The sequence below is a fragment of the Stenotrophomonas sp. 21LCFQ19 genome (assembly GCF_056861425.1).
Genome location: NZ_JBSPUF010000025.1, coordinates 30,277 through 49,661 on the forward strand (window position 1 = coordinate 30,277; position 19,385 = coordinate 49,661).

A 19,385-nucleotide genomic window follows, 5' to 3' on the forward strand; every position below is an offset into this window, starting at 1 on the left:
TGCAGGTGTTCCGCACGCTCATGGCCCGGTGCGGAAAGGCGACGCCGGCAAGCCGGTGGCACCTGTCAGGTTGGCGCCCTGCGCGGTATCGCTCCAGCCGTAGCGTGCGGCCACTGGCGCCTGCACTTCGCTGCTCTGCAGGATCACCCGGTTGCCATCGATGCGTGCCTGCGCGCGATGGAAATGCCCATCACTACCGGCAACCTCAAAGCCCTTCAGTTCACCGCCACCGCCTACCTGCAACGGCGCAGCGCCCGCGTCAAAACGCAGCACCAGGCTGCTGCCCTGCACGTCATGGCCGACATGGCTCGGGCCGGATGCAACGACCGTGCTGTCGCCATAAACCAGCTTCCCTGCGGCGAGCGCCAGGCGATCGCCAACAGTGCGCTTGTTGCGCGGGTGGATGTCGTGCACATCACCGACGTCGGCAATCACCACCTGGCCGGTGGCTGGCAGCGCCAGTGTCGTGCCCTGCGATTCACGCAGCAGGGCCCACGGGCTTTCCAACGCCACATCGTCCGCATCGCGCTTGTCCGCGCCGGACGAGAACGGCGCCAGCTGCACCCACAGGAACGGTAGCGCAGGTGCCTTCCACTGTGCGCGCCATTGCGTGATCAACGCCGGGAACTGCTGCCGGTACTTCTGCGCCTGCGGCAAGGTGTTGGCGTTGGACTCGCCCTGGTACCAGAGCACGCCGCGCACGCCGTAATCCTGCAGTGGATGGATCATCGCGTTGTACAACAGGGTTGGATGCTGGTTCTTGTCGTCCACCAGCGCGACCTGCGCGCTCTCGACACGGAAGCTCCAGCCATCCAGTGCACGCGCGGCCGCACCCTGCGGCTGCACGAACACCTCGCTGGCTTCGCCGTGGATGCCACCACCGCCACCGAAGTCCTGCACGCGCACGGCGACATGGTTGAGCCCAGCGTGCAATGCGGACGCGGGCACGCTGTAGCGACGCGCCAGGTTGTACTGCAGCTTGGTTTCGCCGACCTGCTGGCCGTTGACCCAGGTGGTATCGCTGTCGTCGATGCGGCCAACGCCCAAGGTCACGCCCTTGGCGGCTTCATCGGCACTGAGACGGAAGCTGGCGCGGTACCAGGCAACGCCGTCCATGCCATTCCAGCCCTGGCTTTCCCACAGGCCGGGGACAGTGATGGTGGTCCACTGCGCCGCATCGACATCAGCCTCATGCCAGTGGCTGGCATCGGCCGGCAGTTGCGGCCAGCGCGCAAGGTTGGCGTGGGTTACCTGCAGCGCCTTGGTGTCGGCCTCGCGCAGCGCAGCCGCCTGCGCGGCCAGCGCGGCGCTGTCCAGGCCCTGCGTTGCTGCATCACTCCAGGCTTCGATGGTGCTGCCGCCCCAGGTGCTGTCGATGATGCCGACCGCAACACCAGTGCGCGCACGCAGCTGTTGCGCGAAGTAATAGGCTACTGCCGAAAAGTCGCCGGCGGTACGCGGCGTTGCCTGCCGCCAGTCGCCGCCAGTGAGCTGCCACTGCGGTGCGCCGGCCCACGACTTGGGGATCTTGAAATGGCGGATCAGCGGATCATTGGCAGCTGCAATCGCCGCCTCGGCGCCATCGGTCTGGGCCAGTGGCCATTCCATGTTGGACTGACCCGAGGCCAGCCACACTTCACCGACGTAGACGTCACGCAACTGCTTTGGCGCAGCCTTGTCGTCGATGCTCAGCACATACGGGCCGCCAGCCGGCAGCGCGGCCAACTGCGCACGCCAGTTGCCGTCGGCAGCGGCCTTCACCGTCACCTGCCTGCCCGCGAAATCGACGCGTACCTGTGCACCCGGTGCAGCCTTGCCCCATACAGGCACGGGCTGGTCACGCTGCAGCACCATGCCGTCGGCGAACACGCGCGGCAGCTCCACTGCCTGTGCACTGCTGGCAAGCGCTGCCAGCCCAATCACTGCGAACAACGATTTCAATTCGATTCTCCGTACCAGATGCCACGGCCTTCGGTGCCGAAATAGACGCGACCGGGAATACGCGTATCACCGGTGACGTGACGGATCACGCCGCCAAAGCGCTGCGCGTCGTTGTCGATGCGGGCCCAGCGGCGGCCACCGTTGTCGGAACGGTACAGGCCGCGTTTGCCGGCCATCTCGCCGAATACGAACAGCACCGGCGTGTCACCCTCCTTGAGCGGCTTGCCGAGCCCGACCGAAAACACATTGTCCAGGCCTTCCACACGGCGCAGCTTGCCCGGCGACCAGTGCAACAGCCCACGCCAGCCGGCGGCAACCCAGGCCTCACCGGCCTGCCACGGATTCGGTCGGATCTCGGCACGGAACCAATCACCCACCGCGCCGACGCCGGCCTCGGCCTGACGGAATTCCACGCCGCCATCGCCACTGACATACAGCGCGCCGCTTACCGGATCGAAGCCGTAGTACACGCCGGCCTCCAGCTTGTCCGCTTCCACCACCGCATTCTTCGGCAGACCCTTCACCGCCTGCCAGCGGCCGCCGAAATCGGCGCTGAGCCAATGGCCGCCATTACGGGTCTGCCAGATAACGCGCTTGCCGTCGGCGGCCAGGGTGATGCGGCCCGCACCTTCGCCATCGGGCGGCTCGTGCGCGAATGCCGTCCACGTGCGCCCGCCATCCTTCGACCAGGCCGCACGCACCGCACCTTCGGGGCGGTCGTGGAAGTAGCCGGTACGCACCATCAGCTGCGGTGCCTGCCCGGCATAGGCAAGGCTTTCGGTATTGGAGAAGCGCACGCCGGCAAACCGCTGCTGCGGCGTGTCCAGATCGTCATGCACGAAGCCGTCGATGTCGCCCAGGCCACTGACCAGGTGCGCACCCTGCGGCGGGCTGACCAGCGCCAGCGGAACGGTCTCCTCGAAGCCAGCCAACGGGAAACGCCAGGTCAGGCGCTTGCCGTCGTCGAAGCTGCGCAGGTCGCGCGTATCCCAGATGCCGTAGCCGGTGACGAACTGCAGGTGGCCAGGGTCGTGCGGATCGATCGCCAGCACACCCATCCAATGCGGCCGCGCCTCTTCGGTCCACGGTGCATAGGAGTGGTCGAAGTCGGCGCGCGTGGACAGCGCGGTCCAGCTGCGGCCGCCATCGACGCTGCGAAAGATGTCGTCATGCGGCGCGAAGCGATTGAAGGTGCTGGCGACGATACGCTGCGGGTCCTGCGGATCCACCGCCACCGCGCCCCAGCCGAAGCCGTCGCCCTGCAGGTCGGTGGACTGCGGCACCGGGGTGATGTCGGTCCATGCACCGTCGCGCGGATCAAAGCGCCACAGCGCACCGTTGTTCATGGTGTTGGGACCGGGCTGGTCGCCGTAGCTCAGCAACCAGCGGCCCAGGCTGTCGCGCACCATATGGTTGGGGCGCAAGCCGATCGGCTGGCCCGGCACTGCCTGCCAGCTGCTGCCGGCATCGTCGGAGCGGTACAGCGCGGTCTGCTGGGTGGAGACGCCGGCGTAGACCGTGCGCGATGCACCGTCGCCACCCTTGCTGTCTGGTTCGAAATTGATGAAGGCCACGCCGATGGCCTGCGCACCGCCCCAGCTCTGCGCGGTGGCTGCGGTGGATTTGGCGATTGCCGGGAACGAGGTCAACTCGCTCCAGCTGATACCACCGTCGGCACTGCGCCACACGCCGTTGGCGCGGGTACCGAACAACAGCACCTTGCCGTCGTTCGGGTCCACCGCCAGGCGCTCACCATTGGCGCGGCCCAGTTCGTTGCCCCCCATCTTGAAGGGCAGTTCGGTGCGCTGGAAACTCCGCCCGCGGTCGTTCGAACGCAGGATCACGCCGTTGCTGCCACGCTCGTGCAGATAGGTGCCCACCGCCATGTACAGGCGTTCGGGGTCGGCCGGATCGACGGCCATGCTTTCCACGCCGAAGCGGCCCTGGTCGCTGGCGTCCATCCAGTCCAGCAGGGGTTGCCAGCGCTGCTGCGCCGGCTCCCAACGGTACGCGCCACCGATATCGGTGCGCGCGTACTGCAGCCCCTGTTGCTGCGGGTGGAAGACCAGCCCGGTGACGAAACCTCCGCCGCCGATGGCGACGTTGTGCCACTGGTACTCCGCTGGCGCCGCCGCGGGTGCGGACAGCGCGACCGGCGCTGGCAGCAGCATCGCCGCCGCCAGCATCCACCGCCGCAGGAGCCCGGCGCCCGTGGCCGCGTGTTGCTGCGTACCACCCGTATTGAAGCGCCCGACACCTGCCATCACCGCACCTCCGTTCAAAGATCCAGGTTGGCCCGGATGCTCAATCCATAACGACGATCATTGACGTACCAGCCGTTGGGACGGCTGCTGCTGCCGTAGTAATCCGAACGCACCTCATCGAGCAGGTTGGTGCCGTCCAGGGTCAGCGACCAGATCTTGTTGAGGTTGATGCGCAGCGAGGCATCCAGCTGGCCGGTGGCGTCGTGGTACTGCGGCACGTGACCCGCATTCGGCGGCCGCGTGGTGACCAGCCAGGTATCACGCCAGTTGTAGGCGGCACGGAAGGACACACGTTCCTTTTCGTACATCAACACCACGTTGTAGCTCTTCTTCGACAGGCCTTCCAACGGCAGGTAGGAAATCTCGATGCCGTCGGTGCTGGCGGCGTCCGGTGCCGGTGCCTTGCTGTCCACGTAGGTGTAGTTGGCCTCGAAGCCCAGGCCGTCCAGCGCGCCCGGCAGGAAGGTGAAGAACTGGCGGTAACCGAGTTCGAAGCCCTTGATCTTGCCGTCCTGGCCGTTGGCGCGGGTCTGCAGCTGGAACTCGCGCACGCACTCCATGCTCACGCATGGACGGGTCTCACCGGTGGTGGAACCTTCCAGCGGCATGTCGAAGTTCGGGTCGAAGTAATTGGCGGCGATCGTGTCGTAGTAGTAGAAGCCGTCAACCTGCTTGTAGAACGCGGTGCCGTAGATCATCGAGCCCAGGCCGAAGTACCACTCCAGCGAGGTATCGAACTGATTGGAGTACATCGGATCCAGGTTTGGATTGCCGCGGCTGGCGTAGGAAACGCCACCGGTGTTGAAGTCGAAGAACGTGTCGTTGAGATAGACGTAGGGGTCCATCAGGTTGAAGTCCGGGCGCGACATCGCCCGCGAGGCAGCCACGCGCCACTGCAGGCTGTCGGTCAGGAACATGCGGAAGTTCAGGCTCGGCAGCACGTCGGTGTACGAGTGCTTGGCGTTGACCTGGTTGGTGTCGTTGGTGGCCGAATTCTGCGCCAGCTCATAGCCGTTGACCGTGGTCTCGGTGCGCACGACGCGCGCGCCGACGTTGACATCCCACGGGAAGCGCGCCGAGTCGTTGCCCAGGCGCAGCATCGCATACGCGGCGTAGGTCTTCTCGGTGTACTCGCGGATGTCGGTGATCGGGTTGTAGGCGATCGGCTCGTGGCCGAACATGCGCACGGTGTTCTCGTAGTCGGCGACCATCTCGTCGCAGGCAACGTAGCCGGTCGGCAACCCGCTGTTGCCACGGAAGTGGTCACTGAACGGGAACAGCCGGTAGCAGGCATTGGGGTAGTCGGCGAAGGGCGCCGGGGTGAAGCTGCCCCAGGCATTGTCGGTACCGGCCGGTGCGATCTTCTGCCAGTTCCAGCCCGAGCTGCGGGTGATGGCGCTGCGGTCGGTGTAACGCACGCCCATGCGCAGGTCGTTGAGCAGGTCGCTGTCGAGGAAATCCCAGCGCAGGTCGGCGCGCCAGGAGAACTGGTCGGCGTCGTTGTTGTCGCGCTTGTCCAGGTGCGAGTACCAGCCACCGTAGTTGCTGATGTCGCTCATGTAGCCGTTGATCGGCTGGCCGGTCTCGCGGTCGAGCACGGTCACCGACGGATAGCGGCCGCTCATGTCCACGCGCACCGGCGGCACGCCGTACAGGCCGGACCAGCCACGCCAGTCATCCGGATCCACCTGGCCGGCGAGCAGGTCAACCCAGTAGTTGACGCTCTCGGTGGTGGCATCGATGTACTGGAAGTCGGTGGACAGGTGCAGGTTGTCATTGACCTGCCACTTGCCGCCCAGCGCATAGTCGGTGGTCACCGAGTTGCGCCAGTCCATGCGCGCGGTGGTGGTGATCAGCGCGTTGTTGAAGGTGCCGTACTGGAACTCGCCGTTGCCGTCGAAGCCGAATGGGTCGTTGAACGCTTCGTAGCCCGGGATGCTCGGCGAAACGAAGCCCCAGCCGTTGTTGGACCAGTTCACCAGGTCCTGGGTGTTGTTGTTGAGGTTGCCCACGCGCACGCTGTATTCGCGGTTGCGGAACTTGTAGTCCGAACGCAGCACGGTGCCGTAGATCTCGACGTCGTCGTTCGGCTTCCACTGCAGCGCCACGTACTGGCCGTCACGCTCGCGATCACCGAAGTGGCTGTACATGCCGACTTCGCTGGGAATGACAACGCTCTGGCCTTCGTAGCCGGGCACATCGTCATAGGACAGGTAGCTGCCCATGTTGATGCGGTCTTCGCGGTACTGGCCTTCCTGGTGGGCGACGTTGAACAGCACGCCGAATTCACCGGCTTCGGTGTTCCAGCGGTTGGAGAACAGGATGGACGCCGAGGGCTGCAACGAGTCGCGCAGGTCCCATTTGTTGAGAGTGAAGCTGCCGGAGACCTTCATGCCGTCCTGGTCGAAGGGCATGCGGGTGCGCAGGTTGACCAGGCCACCGAGGCCGCCTTCGATCATCTCCGCACTGGGGTTCTTGTAGACGTCCACACCGCCGAGCAATTCGGCCGGCACGTCTTCCCAGCTCAATGCACGGCCGGCGTTGGCGGTGAAGATATCGCGGCCATTGAGCTCGCTGCGCACCTGGGTGAGGCCGCGCACCATGATGCCGCTGCCTTCGCCCTTGTTGCGGGTGATCTGCACGCCGGTGATGCGCTGCAATGCCTCGGCGACGTTGTTGTCGGGCAGCTTGCCGATGTCCTCGGCCACGATCGAATCAACGATCTGGTCGGACTGTTCCTTGATGATCTGTGCCTTGGTCAGGCTGCCACGGGTACCGGTGACCTCGACCTTGTCCAGGTCGGTGGTGGTCGGCGTGGTGGCGGCTTCCTGTGCTTGAGCGGCGGCCGAAAGCAGCAGCGCCACACTCAGGGCAAGGACGGTCGGTTGCAGACCGCTACAAGCGCGGCGACGCGCGCTATTGGCCACCGTGAGGCGGCGCTGGAACGTTGACATGAATGTTCCCTCCCAGGACACATGACGACGATTGAGTTGTCCCCAGCACCGACGTCATTGCGTCTTTGGCACCAGGTGAAGCTGATTGAAAACCGCGTACCTGCACACCCCGCCATGGCCGGGCGCCCGACTTACCGCTCTCCACATCACTTTGCCGGTGGATCCGCATGCCCCCCACTGACGCACGCGGGCCATGGCCCTGATACCAATGACCTGAAACAGCCACGGCGGCGAGCATAGGCGGGGGTACTCATTCCCGACCAATGAAAAAATGCGCAGGATCTATATCAGAAGCGAATACCAAAGGATCAGCCCGCCGGCGGATACAAGCGCCGCGCAGTCAGCCGCAGTGCCTCCAGGACCCGCTCCGCGCCTGGCGAGAGCAGTTGATCGCGGCGGCGGATGATGCCGAAAAACTCCATGCGTACGTCCAGGGCGATCGGCAGCACCAGCATCTGCCCGGTCTGCAGGTAGGGCGCGACCGACTCGGCCGGCAGTGCGGTCAGCAGGTCGCTGTGCCGCAGCAGGTGGATGGTGACCGGCAGCGAGGTGGTCTCGACGATGTTCTGCGGCGGTACCAGGCCATGCTCGAGGAATACCGCGTCCAGCCGTGAGCGCAGCACGCTGCCCTCCGGCGGCATGATCCAGCCGTGGTCGATCAGGTCGCCGTAGCTGACCCGCTGGCGCCCGGCCAGCGGATGCCCTGCACGCACGATCACCGAGTGCGGCTCGTCGGCCAGCGGCTCGAATTCCAGCTCGCTGCTGCCCTCGGCGCCCATGATGCGGCCGACCACGATGTCCAGTTGGCCATCCAGCAGCTTGGCCACCAGCGGCCGGCTGTAGTCCATCTCGATCCGGATCAGGATGTCGGGGAAGTCGCGCTTGAGCGCGGCCACCGCCTGCGGCACCAGGTTGGTGCCGGGGTTGACCACGGTACCGATCGCGGCCTGGCCGGTAAGGCCGCTGCGCAGCGCCGCGATCTCGTCCTGGGCGCGGCCGATCTCCGACAGCGCCGAGCGTGCGCGGCGGATCATCACCTGCCCGTACCAGGTGGGCTCAACCCCGCGCGCATGCCGCTCGAACAGCGGCACACCCAGCAGGTCCTCCATTTCGGCCAGCAGCTTGGATGCCGCCGGCTGGGTCATGTTGGCGGCCTCGGCCGCGCGCAGCACCGAGCGCTGCTCGTACAGATGCAGCAGCAGCAACAGGTGACGGGTCTTCAAACGGGTGGCATTGAACCAGCCGGTAGTAGGTTGAACCATGCGCGCCGATCCCCTCGACTGAGTAGCTATTCGCCCAGCGAATACATTACGACAAAAATTTCATTTGTCGCACATAGGTTCTCACGCAAGGCTATGCCACGCTTCCGTCAGCACCGCTGCCGCCCTGCCGGGCAGGCGCGGCCAGTACCGACAGCAGGCTTCAGGGAGAAAGGGATGAGGATTTCACGATCAGCCGGCGCCAACAGCGCTGGCGGATGCTGCGTCTGCCGGGCCGGAGGCCGCCGATGAGCGGGCGCCTGGCCGGCAAGGTGGCCGTGGTGACCGGCGCCGCCAGCGGCATAGGCGCGGCCATCGCCCGCCTGTTCCATGCCGAAGGCGCGCAGGTGATCGGCATCGACCTGACAGCCGGCGATGCCGATGGCTTCAGCCTGCTGCAGGGCGACATCACCGATACCGCCGCGATGCGCCGCCTGGTCGACGGCATCCTTGGCCAGCACGGTCGTATCGATGTACTGGTCAACAATGCCGGTGCCGACGTGTTCTCCGACCCTCTCGCGCTGGACGACGCGCAGTGGCAGCGTTGTTTCGCCCTGAACCTGGAAGGCGCCTGGCAGCTGTGCAAGGCCGTGCTGCCGGGCATGGTCGCGCAACAGGCTGGCGCCATCGTCAACATCGCCTCGGTGCATGGCCACAAGATCATTCCCGGCGCGTTCCCGTACCCGGTGGCCAAGCACGCCTTGATCGGCATGACCCGCTCGCTCGGCATCGAATACGCCGCGCATGGCATCCGCGTGAACTCGATTTCGCCGGGGCTGATCCTGGTGCCGCGCATCGAGGCCTGGTTCGAGCGTGAACCCGGCGCCCGCGAACGCCAGACCGCCTTGCTGCCGCCGCGCCGCATCGGCACACCGGGGGAAGTCGCCTACACCGCGTTGTTCCTGGCCGGCGACGAAGCGCGCTTCATCAACGCTACCGACATCCTGATCGATGGCGGCCGCTCACAGGTGTACCACGACTGACATGACCACCCTGCCCTTCCAGCTGCCTTTGATCGCCATCCTGCGCGGCATCACGCCAAGCGAGGTGGACGCGCATGTCGATGCGCTGGTCGAGGAAGGTTTCGACGCGATCGAGATCCCGACCAATTCACCAGGCTGGCTGGAAAGCGTGCAACGCAGCGTGCAACGCCATGGCCAGCACGCCTGCATCGGTGCCGGCACGGTCGTGCAGCCCGCGCACATCGATGGGTTGTTGCAGGCCGGCGGCCGCTTGATGGTCACGCCCAATACCGACCCGCAGCTGATCCAGCGCGCGGTCGCCGAAGGACTGCTGGTGGCGGCGGGATTCGCCACTGCCAGCGAAGCATTCCAGGCACTGCGGGCAGGCGCGCAGATGCTCAAGCTGTTCCCGGCTTCCATCCACGGCCCGGCACTGGTGCGCGCGTTGCGCAGCGTGCTGCCGCCAGTTCCCCTTTTCGCCGTCGGTGGCGTCTCCCCCGACACCCTTGCCAGCTATCTTTCCGCTGGTTGCGTGGGTGCGGGCATCGGCGGTGACCTTTATCAACCCGGCCAGGCGGTGCAGACCACGCGTGAACACGCGCGGCGCTTCCGCCAGGCCTACCTGGACCACTCCGCATGAAGATCGTGCGTCTGACCACCTACCAGGCAGCACCACGCTGGCTGTTCCTCAAGATCGAGACCGACGAAGGCATCAGCGGTTGGGGCGAGCCGGTGATCGAAGGGCGTGCCGCCACGGTGGAAGCGGCCGTGCACGAACTCGGCGACTACCTGATCGGCAAGGACCCGGCACGCATCAACGACCTGTGGCAGGTGCTGTACCGCGGTGGCTTCTACCGCGGCGGCGCGATCCTGATGAGTGCCATCGCCGGCATCGACCAGGCGCTGTGGGACATCAAGGGCAAGGCGCTGGGCGTGCCGGTCTACCAGCTGCTCGGCGGCCTGGTGCGTGACCGCATGAAGACCTACCGCTGGGTCGGCGGTGACCGCCCCGCCGAGATCGTCGCGCAGATGCGGCATTACCAGTCGCTCGGCTTCGACACCTTCAAGTTCAACGGCACCGAGGAACTGAAGCTGATCGACAGCCCGCGCGCGGTGGATGGCGCGATTGAAAAGGTCGCCGCGATCCGCGAGGCACTCGGCAACAGCGTCGATTTCGGCATCGATTTCCACGGCCGCGTGAGCGCACCGATGGCGCGGATGCTGCTGCGCGAACTGGCACCCTACCGGCCATTGTTCGTCGAAGAACCGGTGCTGCCGGAACAGTGGGAGTACTACCGGCCGTTGTCGGAGATCAGCAGCATTCCGTTGGCCGCTGGCGAGCGCATGTATTCGCGCAGCGAGTTCAAGCCGGTGCTGGCTGCCGGCGGACTGGCCATCCTGCAGCCGGACCTGTCGCATGCCGGCGGCATCAGCGAGTGCTACAAGATCGCCGCGATGGCCGAAGCGCATGACGTCGCGCTGGCGCCGCATTGCCCGCTCGGCCCGGTGGCGTTGGCTGCCTGCCTGCAGCTGGACTTCGTCGCCCACAACGCGGTGCTGCAGGAACAGAGCATCGGCATCCACTACAACGAGGGTGCGGACCTGCTGGACTACGTCATCAACAAGGACGACTTCGCGTGCGACGCACAGGGCTGCATCGCTGCCCTGCCGAAGCCGGGCCTGGGCGTGGAGATCGACGAAGCACGCCTGATCGAAGCCAACAAGAATCCACCGCGCTGGCGCAACCCGCTGTGGCGCCACAGCGACGGCAGCGTTGCCGAATGGTGAATGCACAGGTGCCGCAGGTAACCGAAGCCGACGCACGGCTGCTGGTGGACAGCCGCTGCGAGCTCGGCGAAGGCATCCTCTGGTGCGACCGCCGCACTGTCCTGTACTGGACCGACATCCTCGCAGCACGCCTGTGGCGCTACGATCCCGCCAGCGGCCACAGCCAGTACTGGCAGCTACACGAGCCGCTGGGCTGCCTTGCGCTGGCAAACGACGGCCGCCTGCTGCTGGGCCTGGCCAATGGCCTGCATGCAGCCGACCCGGAAGCCCAGCTGCAGGACCGCGAACTCAGCCTGCAACTGCTGGCACAGGTGGAAGCCGACAACCCCAACACCCGCATCAATGACGGCCGTGCCGACCGCCACGGCAACTTCGTGTTCGGCACCAAGAGCGACCATGCCGACGGACGCCGCGGCGGCAGCTTCTACCAATGGAGTGCGGGCAAAGGCCTGCGCCGCCTGCCCTTGCCACACGTCGCCATTCCAAACGCGATCTGCTTCAGCCCTGACGGTGAGCGCATCTACTTCTGCGACTCACCGCAGGCCAACATCATCACTGGCCGTTATGACCCGCACAGCGCACTGGTTGAAGAGCTGCAGGCATTTGCCAGTTTGAGCGAACCAGGCATCGAACCTGACGGCGCGGTAGTCGATGTCCAAGGTCGCGTATGGAACGCACAGTGGGGCGCAGGCCGGGTTGCCTGCTATTCCGCCGATGGCCGCATCGAGCAGCTGGTTCACATCCCCACCCAGCACGCCTCCTGCTGCGTACTGGCACCCGGTGCGCTGTACATCAGCAGTGCCCGCGTCGGTCTGGATGCCGCCGCCTTGAGCGCGCAGCCCGATGCAGGAGGCATCTTTGTCTGGGAGCACCCGCAGTTGAAGGCAAGCGTGGATCGCGTGGAGTTGCCATGATCGCCGTGGACTGGGGCACCAGCAGCCTGCGCTTGTACCGCCTAGATGAGAGCGGCCATGTCTGCGAGCGCCGCCGCAGCGAACGCGGCCTGCAAGCCAGTGCCGGACAGTTTGAAGCAGTGCTGGCAGAAGAGATTGTCGGCTGGGATGACCGTTTGCTGCTCCTGTCCGGCATGGTCGGCAGCCGCAGCGGTTGGCAGGAAGTACCTTACCTGCCCTGCCCCGCCGGCATCGACGACCTTGCCGCTGCCTTGGTACCACTGCAGGCACCGGCCTTGGCAGATCGCGCGTTATGGGTCGTGCCAGGTGTCAGCGATACCGGCGGCGACGCCGTACCCGACGTAATGCGCGGCGAAGAAACCCAGCTGGCCGCCTTGCTGGCGGTACTGCCACGCGGCAATCATGTCGTCTGCCTGCCCGGCACGCATAGCAAGTGGGTTTCGATTGCCGATGGCCAGATACGTCGCCTGACAACGGCGATGACGGGCGAGCTGTACGCGGTACTGCGCACCCACAGCCTGCTGGGCAAGCTGATGCCCGAAGATGACAGCCGTTTCGACGCCTGGGCATTTGAAAGTGGACTCAAGCGCAGCCGGCAGAAGGGCGGACTTCTGCATCACCTTTTCGGTGTGCGCACCCTCGGTCTGTTCAACCAGCTGGAAGGCAGCGCCCTGCCCTCTTATCTGTCAGGCCTGCTGATCGGCCACGAGATACTTTCCTCCGGTGTACTCGAACACACCCCGCGCTTGTCGCAGGTGCACCTGATTGGCAGTGACCGCTTGCTGGCACTGTATGCACAGGCGTTGATTTCCTGGGGCATCGGCGTACAACGCCACCCGGAAGACCTGGCTGCGCGCGGCGTGCATGCGCTGTGGCAGCGACGGCTGGAGCTGGGTGGTGTTTGAGCTTCAACCAGTTGTATGGCTGAGCTGAGCTGATCAACGGGCCAGGTCAACGCATATAGCGCTTGGTGGAGCACCTTTCGCTGCCAAGCGCTCCTCTAGAAACTCTCATCAACCGAACAAGGTTCGACGGAAGCCAAGCCGTTTTGGTCTTGGTCTTGGTCTTGGTCTTGGTTTTGGTTTTGCCTTTGCCTTTGGCTTTGCCCTTGCCTTTGCCCTTGCCCTTGCCCTTGCCTTTGCCCTTGCCTTTGCCTTTGCCCTTGCCCTTGCCTTTGCCCTTGCCTTTGCCTTTGCCTTTGCCTTTGCCCTTGCCTTTGCCCTTGCCTTTGGCTTTGCCCTTGCCTTTGGCTTTGCCCTTGCCTTTGGCTTTGGCTTTGGCTCCTGTCCCTTCTCCCGCTCGCGGGAGAAGGTGCCCCGAAGGGGCGGATGAGGGGGCTTTTGCTTTTTTGGCTTTTGCAAGGTGCTTCGCACCTCTCCCTCTCCCCAACCCCTCTCCCGGGGGGAGAGGGGCTTCAAGCAAGGCTTCAAGCAAGGCTTCAAGCAAAGGCTTCAAGCAGACATGCTTCTGCTCACTTCTTGAACAACAACGCCAACACACTCGGCCGCAGCGCCAGCTTCATCATCTGTCGAAACTCAGCAGGCGTCAGACTGGTCTTGCACGGCAGCATGCCCGCAACACCGTCCATCACCAGCAGCCCTTCCTCGGCCTTCACGTCATTGATACGCACATCCAGCTTCATCGCGGGGGTAGCAACCTTCATGCTCAAGCCTCCCAGTTGCCAAGGCCTACGACTTCACGACCCGCAGCGCGTCCAGAGATCATTGCCTCGGTAAGGTACGAACCGTTCTGATAAAGATCGGAGAACATCGACCCCATCTCACCGGCTTCATACAAACGCGGGATGTGCTTGCCATCATGGTCCAGCACCTCGGACTTGATGTTGCGGCGCGCGCCACCGCCCGTGCACACGATCACCGGATCAATCCGCATGGCATAGAACGGCGCCTGCGCGATCGGGAACAAGGTCTCAGGGTTACGCCCGAAATCGGCATCATTCCTCGCTGCACAGGCCGCGTTGTAGCGCTCAACCTCGGCACGCAGCTTGGCCGGATCGCGGTTGATCTGCGCTGCCAACTCTTCCAGCGTATCGGCCTTCTGGATCCACCCCTTCTCCACTTCCACCGAATTGTCATCTGACCACTTGTAACCACGTACCACCGGGTTCCAGCTCATCACTTCAACCACCAGCTTGTTGTACTGGCAGGTGATGGCATCAAAGATCATATGCACCGGTTGCGCACGGTAATGCGGGGTGTCCACCCAATGACCGTGCTTCTTTTCCTTGTAGTGCGTGAGCTGCAATTCTGCAGTTTCGTTGTAGAAGCGCTCGGTGTTCGCATCCACCTCGATCCAGCTGAAGCTCTGCCAGAAGAAGTTACGCAGGAAGCCATTGACGAAGCCTTCCGGCTTGAAGCCCGGCCAGATGCCACCGGACTGGCCCTGGTTGCGCATATGCCACAGATCCGCACCCGCCTTCTGCAGGATCTTGATGCCGTCGCCGGTGTTGTGCGGCGTACCCAGCGGTGCCGGATTGGCGAGGCCGAAGTAATTGCGCTGCATGTCCAGGTTGGCCTCAAAGCCACCGGTCGCCATCACCACGCCCTTGTTGGCACGGATGGCCACGCGCTGGCCGTTCTGCTCGGCGATGACGCCAAATACTTCCAGCGTATCCGGGTCCTGCACCAGATCCGTGAGCGGCGATTCATAGGCGATCTGGATGCGCGGGCGCAGGCGGATGTTCTCGCGGAAAGCGAGGTATACGCCGGACGGGATCGGCAGGATGGTGGCGGTGCAATGCACGGCCTCACGCGCACCGAACTCCGGGAACTCCAGCACCGCATCACGCTCGGAGAAGCCGGTGCCGTGGATGAACTGCGCACCGGCCTGGGCCGCACGCTCCTGGATCCACGGTTCCAGCGCTTCCATGGCCTCTGACCACGGCACCAGCATCTCCTCCGGGATCGGGTTGGCTACGCTCATCTTGCGCTGGTACTCGGCCAGCACCTTGGCGTTCCTGGTGATCAGCAACGACTGCCCGGCAACGCGGCTGTTGCCACCGGTCTCAGCCTCATTGGCCTTTTCCAGAATAAGAATGGATAGGTTCGGGTCCAGATCGTGCGCCTCGATGGCGGCACACATGGCGGCCAGACCAAAGCCGGCGATGACGAGGTCGTACTGCTGGTCCCACTGTTTGACGGCGTTGCGGCTGGCCATGGTTCCCCTCTGGGAGATGCGATCAGCCGACTATCGATGCCCTGCCCCGATTACCGCCAACCAATTCGAGTACGATCCACAACCATTGGTTGTTACCTCGTGCCGCCATGGACCTCCGCCAGCTCCGCTACTTCCTGTCCGTGGTCGAACACGGCAGCTTTACCCGCGCCGCCGCGGCCACCGGCCGCACCCAGCAAGCCCTTAGCAAGGGCATCCAGGCACTGGAGCAACAGCTGGGCGCACGCCTGTTCGAGCGCGGCAGCCGCGAGGCCCGGCTCACCGACGTCGGCCGCCTGCTGATGGAACACGCCCAGCCTGCCCACGACGCGGTGCGCCGCTTCGAGGACCGCCTGCAGGAACTGCAGACCGGCGCCGAAGGGCAAGTCCGCATCGGCACCGGCCCCAGTACCGCCGGCTCGCTGGTGGCGCCGGCGGTGCTGGCCCTGCGCCGGCATTGGCCGAAAATCGGCATCCACGTCAGCAGCGGCATCCTGCCCGAACTGCTGCCCAGCCTGCTGGCGCGCGAACTCGATGCGGTAGTCACCCTACACACCTTTGGCGATGGCGACCCCGACCCGCGCATCAAGAGCGAAGTGCTGATGCACGACGAGTACCGCGTACTTGCCAGCGTGCGTCACCCGCTGGCGCGGCAACGCGCCATCACGCCGGCACAATTGCTGGAGCAGGCATGGATTTTCGGCCGTCGCCTCGGCGCGGTGGAAGGCGCGTTCCGCCAGCGCTTCCATGAAGCAGGGCTGGAGCCCCCGCTCAACACGATGGAAAGTGGTTCCCCGGAATTCATGCGCGCGATGATTCGTGACGGCGGCTATCTCACGTTGTTGCCCAGCCGTCTGGCGCAGGCAGAGCTGCTTGCCGGACAGTGGGTGAAACTGGATGCACCAGGGTTTTCCTGGCAGCGGCCGGTGATGGTTTACACGCGTGACGGCGAGCCGCAAAACGCGCCACTGGCGAGATTCCTACAAGCGCTGCGGAATGCGGCGGAGTTGGCGCGGGTGCGGGAAGTGGAGTAAGGGCTTGAGCAAGCGTGGCGGAGCACTTGGTCAACTCCGGATTCGTCACGCGGCCTGGATGGACCGACGGAAGAATCATCGCGATCACAGCATTCCAAGCGCCAATACGCCCGCCGGGAAAGGGGTGTATTCGATATAACCGTGAACAAACGATCCTAAACAGGGAGGGAGGAGGTGATCGCAAGCCGCGCCGCATGTTGCAAGCCATTGTTTATACGGAGAACCACTCCCGTTTCAAAGCGGTTCGAAAGTGGGCATACTCAGCTTTACACCGCTTTTAGGCGGTCTACTAAGAGTTAGGTGCCACAAGAGGGTCCAATGATTGCTCCGGTCACAAAGCAGGAAGCTGAAACTCTTCGGAAAATATTGCAGAGCCCCATGGAGAGAATTGAGCTATTTCCAGAGGCAGATGCTTATGGCGCCTGGCTCAGCAAAATAGGTCGCTTCGTTAGCTCCAAAGGCGGGTCGTCTGCAATTGGCGTAGAAGAGTACAAGGCAGACTTCGAATTCTTCACTGCAAGCTCTGAGGAACAGTTGGCATTGCTCTTCCTCACTAAGCTGACCCCACTCGAACTTGTGTTCTTTGGTCAAAATTGGGTGATAAGTGTGTCCTCATACCCAGAGCATGAAGGCTCTCCATCTCTTGAGCGGTCAGTTCGCCTTTACGGGTCAGCCAAGATGGAGATCGCAAGCTAGTGTCTATCGCTTCGATGGCACCTAACAATTCATTCAAGCCGAACCCGCTTCGCGGGTCGGCTTAATTCAGGCGTTAGGCGGCGGTGTGTTTGGTTGGCTGGCCCTTCTTCTGTCGGCAGTAACATCGGCAATTCACCGGTCGGCTCCGGGTAACAGCTCCAACGGTTCCTGGCAGCGGCAAGCCCGCCACTTCGTCTTACACCTCGCTGCTCTGCCGCAATCAATTCATCGCACTTCGGCGGCAGCGCTCGGCAAGGTTTCCCGGGCAAGCTCCATCCCGCAAGCTGTGGCATGATCGGCTCGCATTGGGTTGTGCAAGCAAGGCAGCATTGGTTCTGGGCTCAGTCAATGGCCAAAGCCGCCTAACAGTTCATTCAAGCCGAACCCGCTTCGCGGGTCGGCTTAATTCCAGAGTTAGGCAGCAACGGAGATCTTATGGCACATCGGAAAGTTCCTACCTTGTACTGGCTTGTTCCAATATTTGTTCTGGTCACGTTTTCTGCAAATTTTTGGTTTCTCCGTAACAGCCCCGACAAGGGCACCATTGGTGACTTATTTGGAGCTTCAAACGCAATATTCACAGGTCTTGCGCTTTGCGCTGCCGCCATTGCAGTGCATCTTCAATCGACAGAGCTTGCTGAGACTCGCGCGGAACTAGCAAAAGCAGCTTCTGCACAGCAGGAGGCTGCAGTCCTGCAGAAAGAGATACTTGAGCTGCAACGGTTAAATGCGATTGTTAGCATCAAGTTGCAAAAGGCACAGATCGACGCCACTCTCGCAGATAGTGGCCAGGTCACTACTGGTTGGTTCGATAAGGAAATTGAGGAACTAACAGAGAGCATACTGGGTAAGCGCACAGACTCAGCTGCCTAACAATTCATTCAAGCCGACGCCACTCCGCGGCGCGGCTTAATTCAGGCGTTAGGCCAATGAAGCAAGTGTGCCGCAATCTGATGCTCGCGCTCTTGCCACTGGCCAGCTTTCTCGTTTGGCGGATCGGCAAATGGGCATTTGGCTACTTTGGATGCCAGGACTCCGGTAAGTTCGTCGAGCCATGCTTTGCATATGGTCACAACATCCAAGCATGGCTTGGCATTTCACTTTTCTGGCCCCCACTTCTACTATTGGTGTCACTTCCGGTTTGCGGCTGGTTGCTGTTTGAGGGTCTTCTACGCAGGCTCCACTCCAATGGGGCCTAACAGTTCATTCAAGGCGACGCCGCTACGCGGCTCGGCTTAATTCCAGAGTTAGGCGCTAACACATGCCTGCAAGTCTACTGACAGAGATCATCTTCCGCAGTGCTTTCGAGGTTGTTCTGTATGGCCTCGGATACATCATTGGTTGGCTCCTAGTCCCAATCTTCTCGTTTGGCCACTACGCTGTTGCACCTTGGGATTTCAAGAGCCGAAAAGTATCCACTAGTCACGCAAAGCTATCCCCACCCAAGACAATTTCAGCTGACGCAGCGTGTGCAATCGGGTTTTGCGCCCTGGCAGCAGCATCAACAACTGCTTACTTCGTATGGCGTGCTGCAAGCGCCTAACAGTTCATTCAAGCCGAACTCGCTTCGCGAGTCGGCTTAATTCCAGAGTTAGGCCCAATGACAGCTTCGGACGAATTCATGGCAAATCCCAGCGAGCTATTAGCCGTCTTAACCGTTGCAGCGGTTCCAGAGATCGTGCGCCTGTCGGGCGAGCTAGGCGTGGACTGTTCGTACTCCGCCCATGCATTCACACGCGGGGAACAATCGCCTTCTATTGGTCCAACTCCATCTACTTGGTCTGTCCGCGCCATCTTCCGGGCAGCTCACGCGCCGGGGCGTGTTCTTGTACAAGTCCAAGCCAAGCTGACTACCCCCAACTCTTCTGGCTATAGCGGCTTCGTCGTAAAGGGCGCCTATGATTCTGGAAACCCAAGCAGAACTTTTTCGGCAAAGTCCAGGACCAATGAGTACAACGTCACCGGGTTCCGGGCTTGGACCTAACAATTCATTCAAGCCGAACCCGCTGCGCGGGTCGGCTTAATTCCAGAGTTAGGCAGCGGTGGGTTTGGTTGGCTGGCCCTTCTTCTTTCGGCAGCAGTATCAGCAATTCACCGGTCGGCTCCGGGTAACAGTTCCCACTGTTCCTGGCAGCGGCAAGTCCGCCACTTCGCCTTACGCTTAACTACTCTACCGCAATCATTTCATCGCACTTCGGCGGCAACGCTCGGCAAGGCTTCTCGGGCAAGCTCCATCCCGCAAGCTGTGGCATGATCGGTTCGCGTTAGGTGGCGACGTCCCCCCGACCTGAGTAGAGGTCGGGTTTAGAGTCCTGTTTTGATCTTATCTGTCTTCGCCGCCAGCTGCGCGGCGTAGTGGGCAGGTGTCATTCCGCCGAGTGCTCTTTTGGGTCTTTCTT

General features: G+C 63.2%; 15 protein-coding genes. 8 read left to right on the forward strand and 7 right to left on the reverse strand.

All coding sequences use genetic code 11. The annotated features are described in order from the left end of the window. Positions 1–18 precede the first annotated feature (18 nt). The 4 genes from AC13FW_RS19805 to AC13FW_RS19820 form a co-directional block, all read right to left on the reverse strand. Positions 19–1,854: a sialate O-acetylesterase gene (locus tag AC13FW_RS19805; protein ID WP_482990230.1), complete on the reverse strand. Its 1,836-nt coding sequence runs from the start codon at positions 1,852–1,854 to the stop codon at positions 19–21. 83 nt (positions 1,855–1,937) lie between these two features. Next, entirely contained in the window at positions 1,938–4,127 is a 2,190-nt protein-coding gene (locus AC13FW_RS19810) for a cellulase (protein ID WP_482990231.1), read from the reverse strand. A gap of 92 nt (positions 4,128–4,219) precedes the next feature. Next, positions 4,220–7,159, reverse strand: coding sequence for a TonB-dependent receptor (locus tag AC13FW_RS19815; RefSeq protein WP_282267428.1), 2,940 nt, complete (start codon positions 7,157–7,159; stop codon positions 4,220–4,222). Between the two features lie 308 nt (positions 7,160–7,467). After that, positions 7,468–8,421 (reverse strand): LysR substrate-binding domain-containing protein, encoded by a 954-nt coding sequence (locus AC13FW_RS19820; RefSeq protein ID WP_482990220.1) that lies wholly within the window; start codon positions 8,419–8,421, stop codon positions 7,468–7,470. A gap of 245 nt (positions 8,422–8,666) precedes the next feature. On the opposite strand from AC13FW_RS19820, the gene AC13FW_RS19825 reads away from it, so the two are divergent. The 5 genes from AC13FW_RS19825 to AC13FW_RS19845 are packed head-to-tail and all read left to right on the forward strand — an operon-like array spanning position 8,667 to position 12,987. After that, complete coding sequence (locus AC13FW_RS19825) at positions 8,667–9,401, forward strand: SDR family oxidoreductase (RefSeq protein WP_482990221.1); 735 nt, start codon at positions 8,667–8,669, stop codon at positions 9,399–9,401. Further along, entirely contained in the window at positions 9,370–10,020 is a 651-nt protein-coding gene (locus AC13FW_RS19830; protein ID WP_482990222.1) for a 2-dehydro-3-deoxy-6-phosphogalactonate aldolase, read from the forward strand. The genes AC13FW_RS19825 and AC13FW_RS19830 overlap by 32 nt, the downstream gene beginning before the upstream one ends. Further along, a complete protein-coding gene (dgoD, locus tag AC13FW_RS19835) occupies positions 10,017–11,168 on the forward strand; it encodes a galactonate dehydratase (protein WP_482990223.1) in 1,152 nt (383 codons plus the stop codon). Before AC13FW_RS19830 ends, dgoD begins: the two co-directional genes overlap by 4 nt. Next, complete coding sequence (locus AC13FW_RS19840; RefSeq protein WP_482990224.1) at positions 11,162–12,082, forward strand: SMP-30/gluconolactonase/LRE family protein; 921 nt, start codon at positions 11,162–11,164, stop codon at positions 12,080–12,082. Before dgoD ends, AC13FW_RS19840 begins: the two co-directional genes overlap by 7 nt. Next, positions 12,079–12,987 carry a 2-dehydro-3-deoxygalactonokinase gene (locus AC13FW_RS19845; RefSeq protein WP_482990225.1) on the forward strand — a complete coding sequence of 303 codons (909 nt, stop codon included), beginning with the start codon at positions 12,079–12,081 and terminating at the stop codon, positions 12,985–12,987. Before AC13FW_RS19840 ends, AC13FW_RS19845 begins: the two co-directional genes overlap by 4 nt. A gap of 46 nt (positions 12,988–13,033) precedes the next feature. Here AC13FW_RS19845 and AC13FW_RS19850 read toward each other — a convergent pair whose 3' ends face one another. The 3 genes from AC13FW_RS19850 to AC13FW_RS19860 are packed head-to-tail and all read right to left on the reverse strand — an operon-like array spanning position 13,034 to position 15,259. Continuing rightward, positions 13,034–13,537, reverse strand: a complete 504-nt coding sequence (locus AC13FW_RS19850) for a hypothetical protein (RefSeq protein WP_482990226.1) — start codon at positions 13,535–13,537, stop codon at positions 13,034–13,036. 16 nt (positions 13,538–13,553) lie between these two features. After that, positions 13,554–13,745 (reverse strand): hypothetical protein, encoded by a 192-nt coding sequence (locus tag AC13FW_RS19855; RefSeq protein WP_282272769.1) that lies wholly within the window; start codon positions 13,743–13,745, stop codon positions 13,554–13,556. Between the two features lie 2 nt (positions 13,746–13,747). After that, positions 13,748–15,259 carry an FAD-dependent oxidoreductase gene (locus tag AC13FW_RS19860; protein WP_482990227.1) on the reverse strand — a complete coding sequence of 504 codons (1,512 nt, stop codon included), beginning with the start codon at positions 15,257–15,259 and terminating at the stop codon, positions 13,748–13,750. 107 nt (positions 15,260–15,366) lie between these two features. On the opposite strand from AC13FW_RS19860, the gene AC13FW_RS19865 reads away from it, so the two are divergent. From AC13FW_RS19865 to AC13FW_RS19875, 3 genes are all read left to right on the forward strand, one after another. Continuing rightward, the gene (locus AC13FW_RS19865; protein WP_282272765.1) at positions 15,367–16,290 is read left to right on the forward strand and encodes a LysR family transcriptional regulator; all 924 of its coding nucleotides are present in this window, start codon (positions 15,367–15,369) and stop codon (positions 16,288–16,290) included. Between the two features lie 318 nt (positions 16,291–16,608). Then, the gene (locus AC13FW_RS19870; RefSeq protein WP_482986520.1) at positions 16,609–16,986 is read left to right on the forward strand and encodes a hypothetical protein; all 378 of its coding nucleotides are present in this window, start codon (positions 16,609–16,611) and stop codon (positions 16,984–16,986) included. Between the two features lie 435 nt (positions 16,987–17,421). Next, complete coding sequence (locus AC13FW_RS19875; RefSeq protein WP_482990228.1) at positions 17,422–17,859, forward strand: hypothetical protein; 438 nt, start codon at positions 17,422–17,424, stop codon at positions 17,857–17,859. The last annotated feature ends 1,526 nt before the right edge of the window (positions 17,860–19,385 follow it).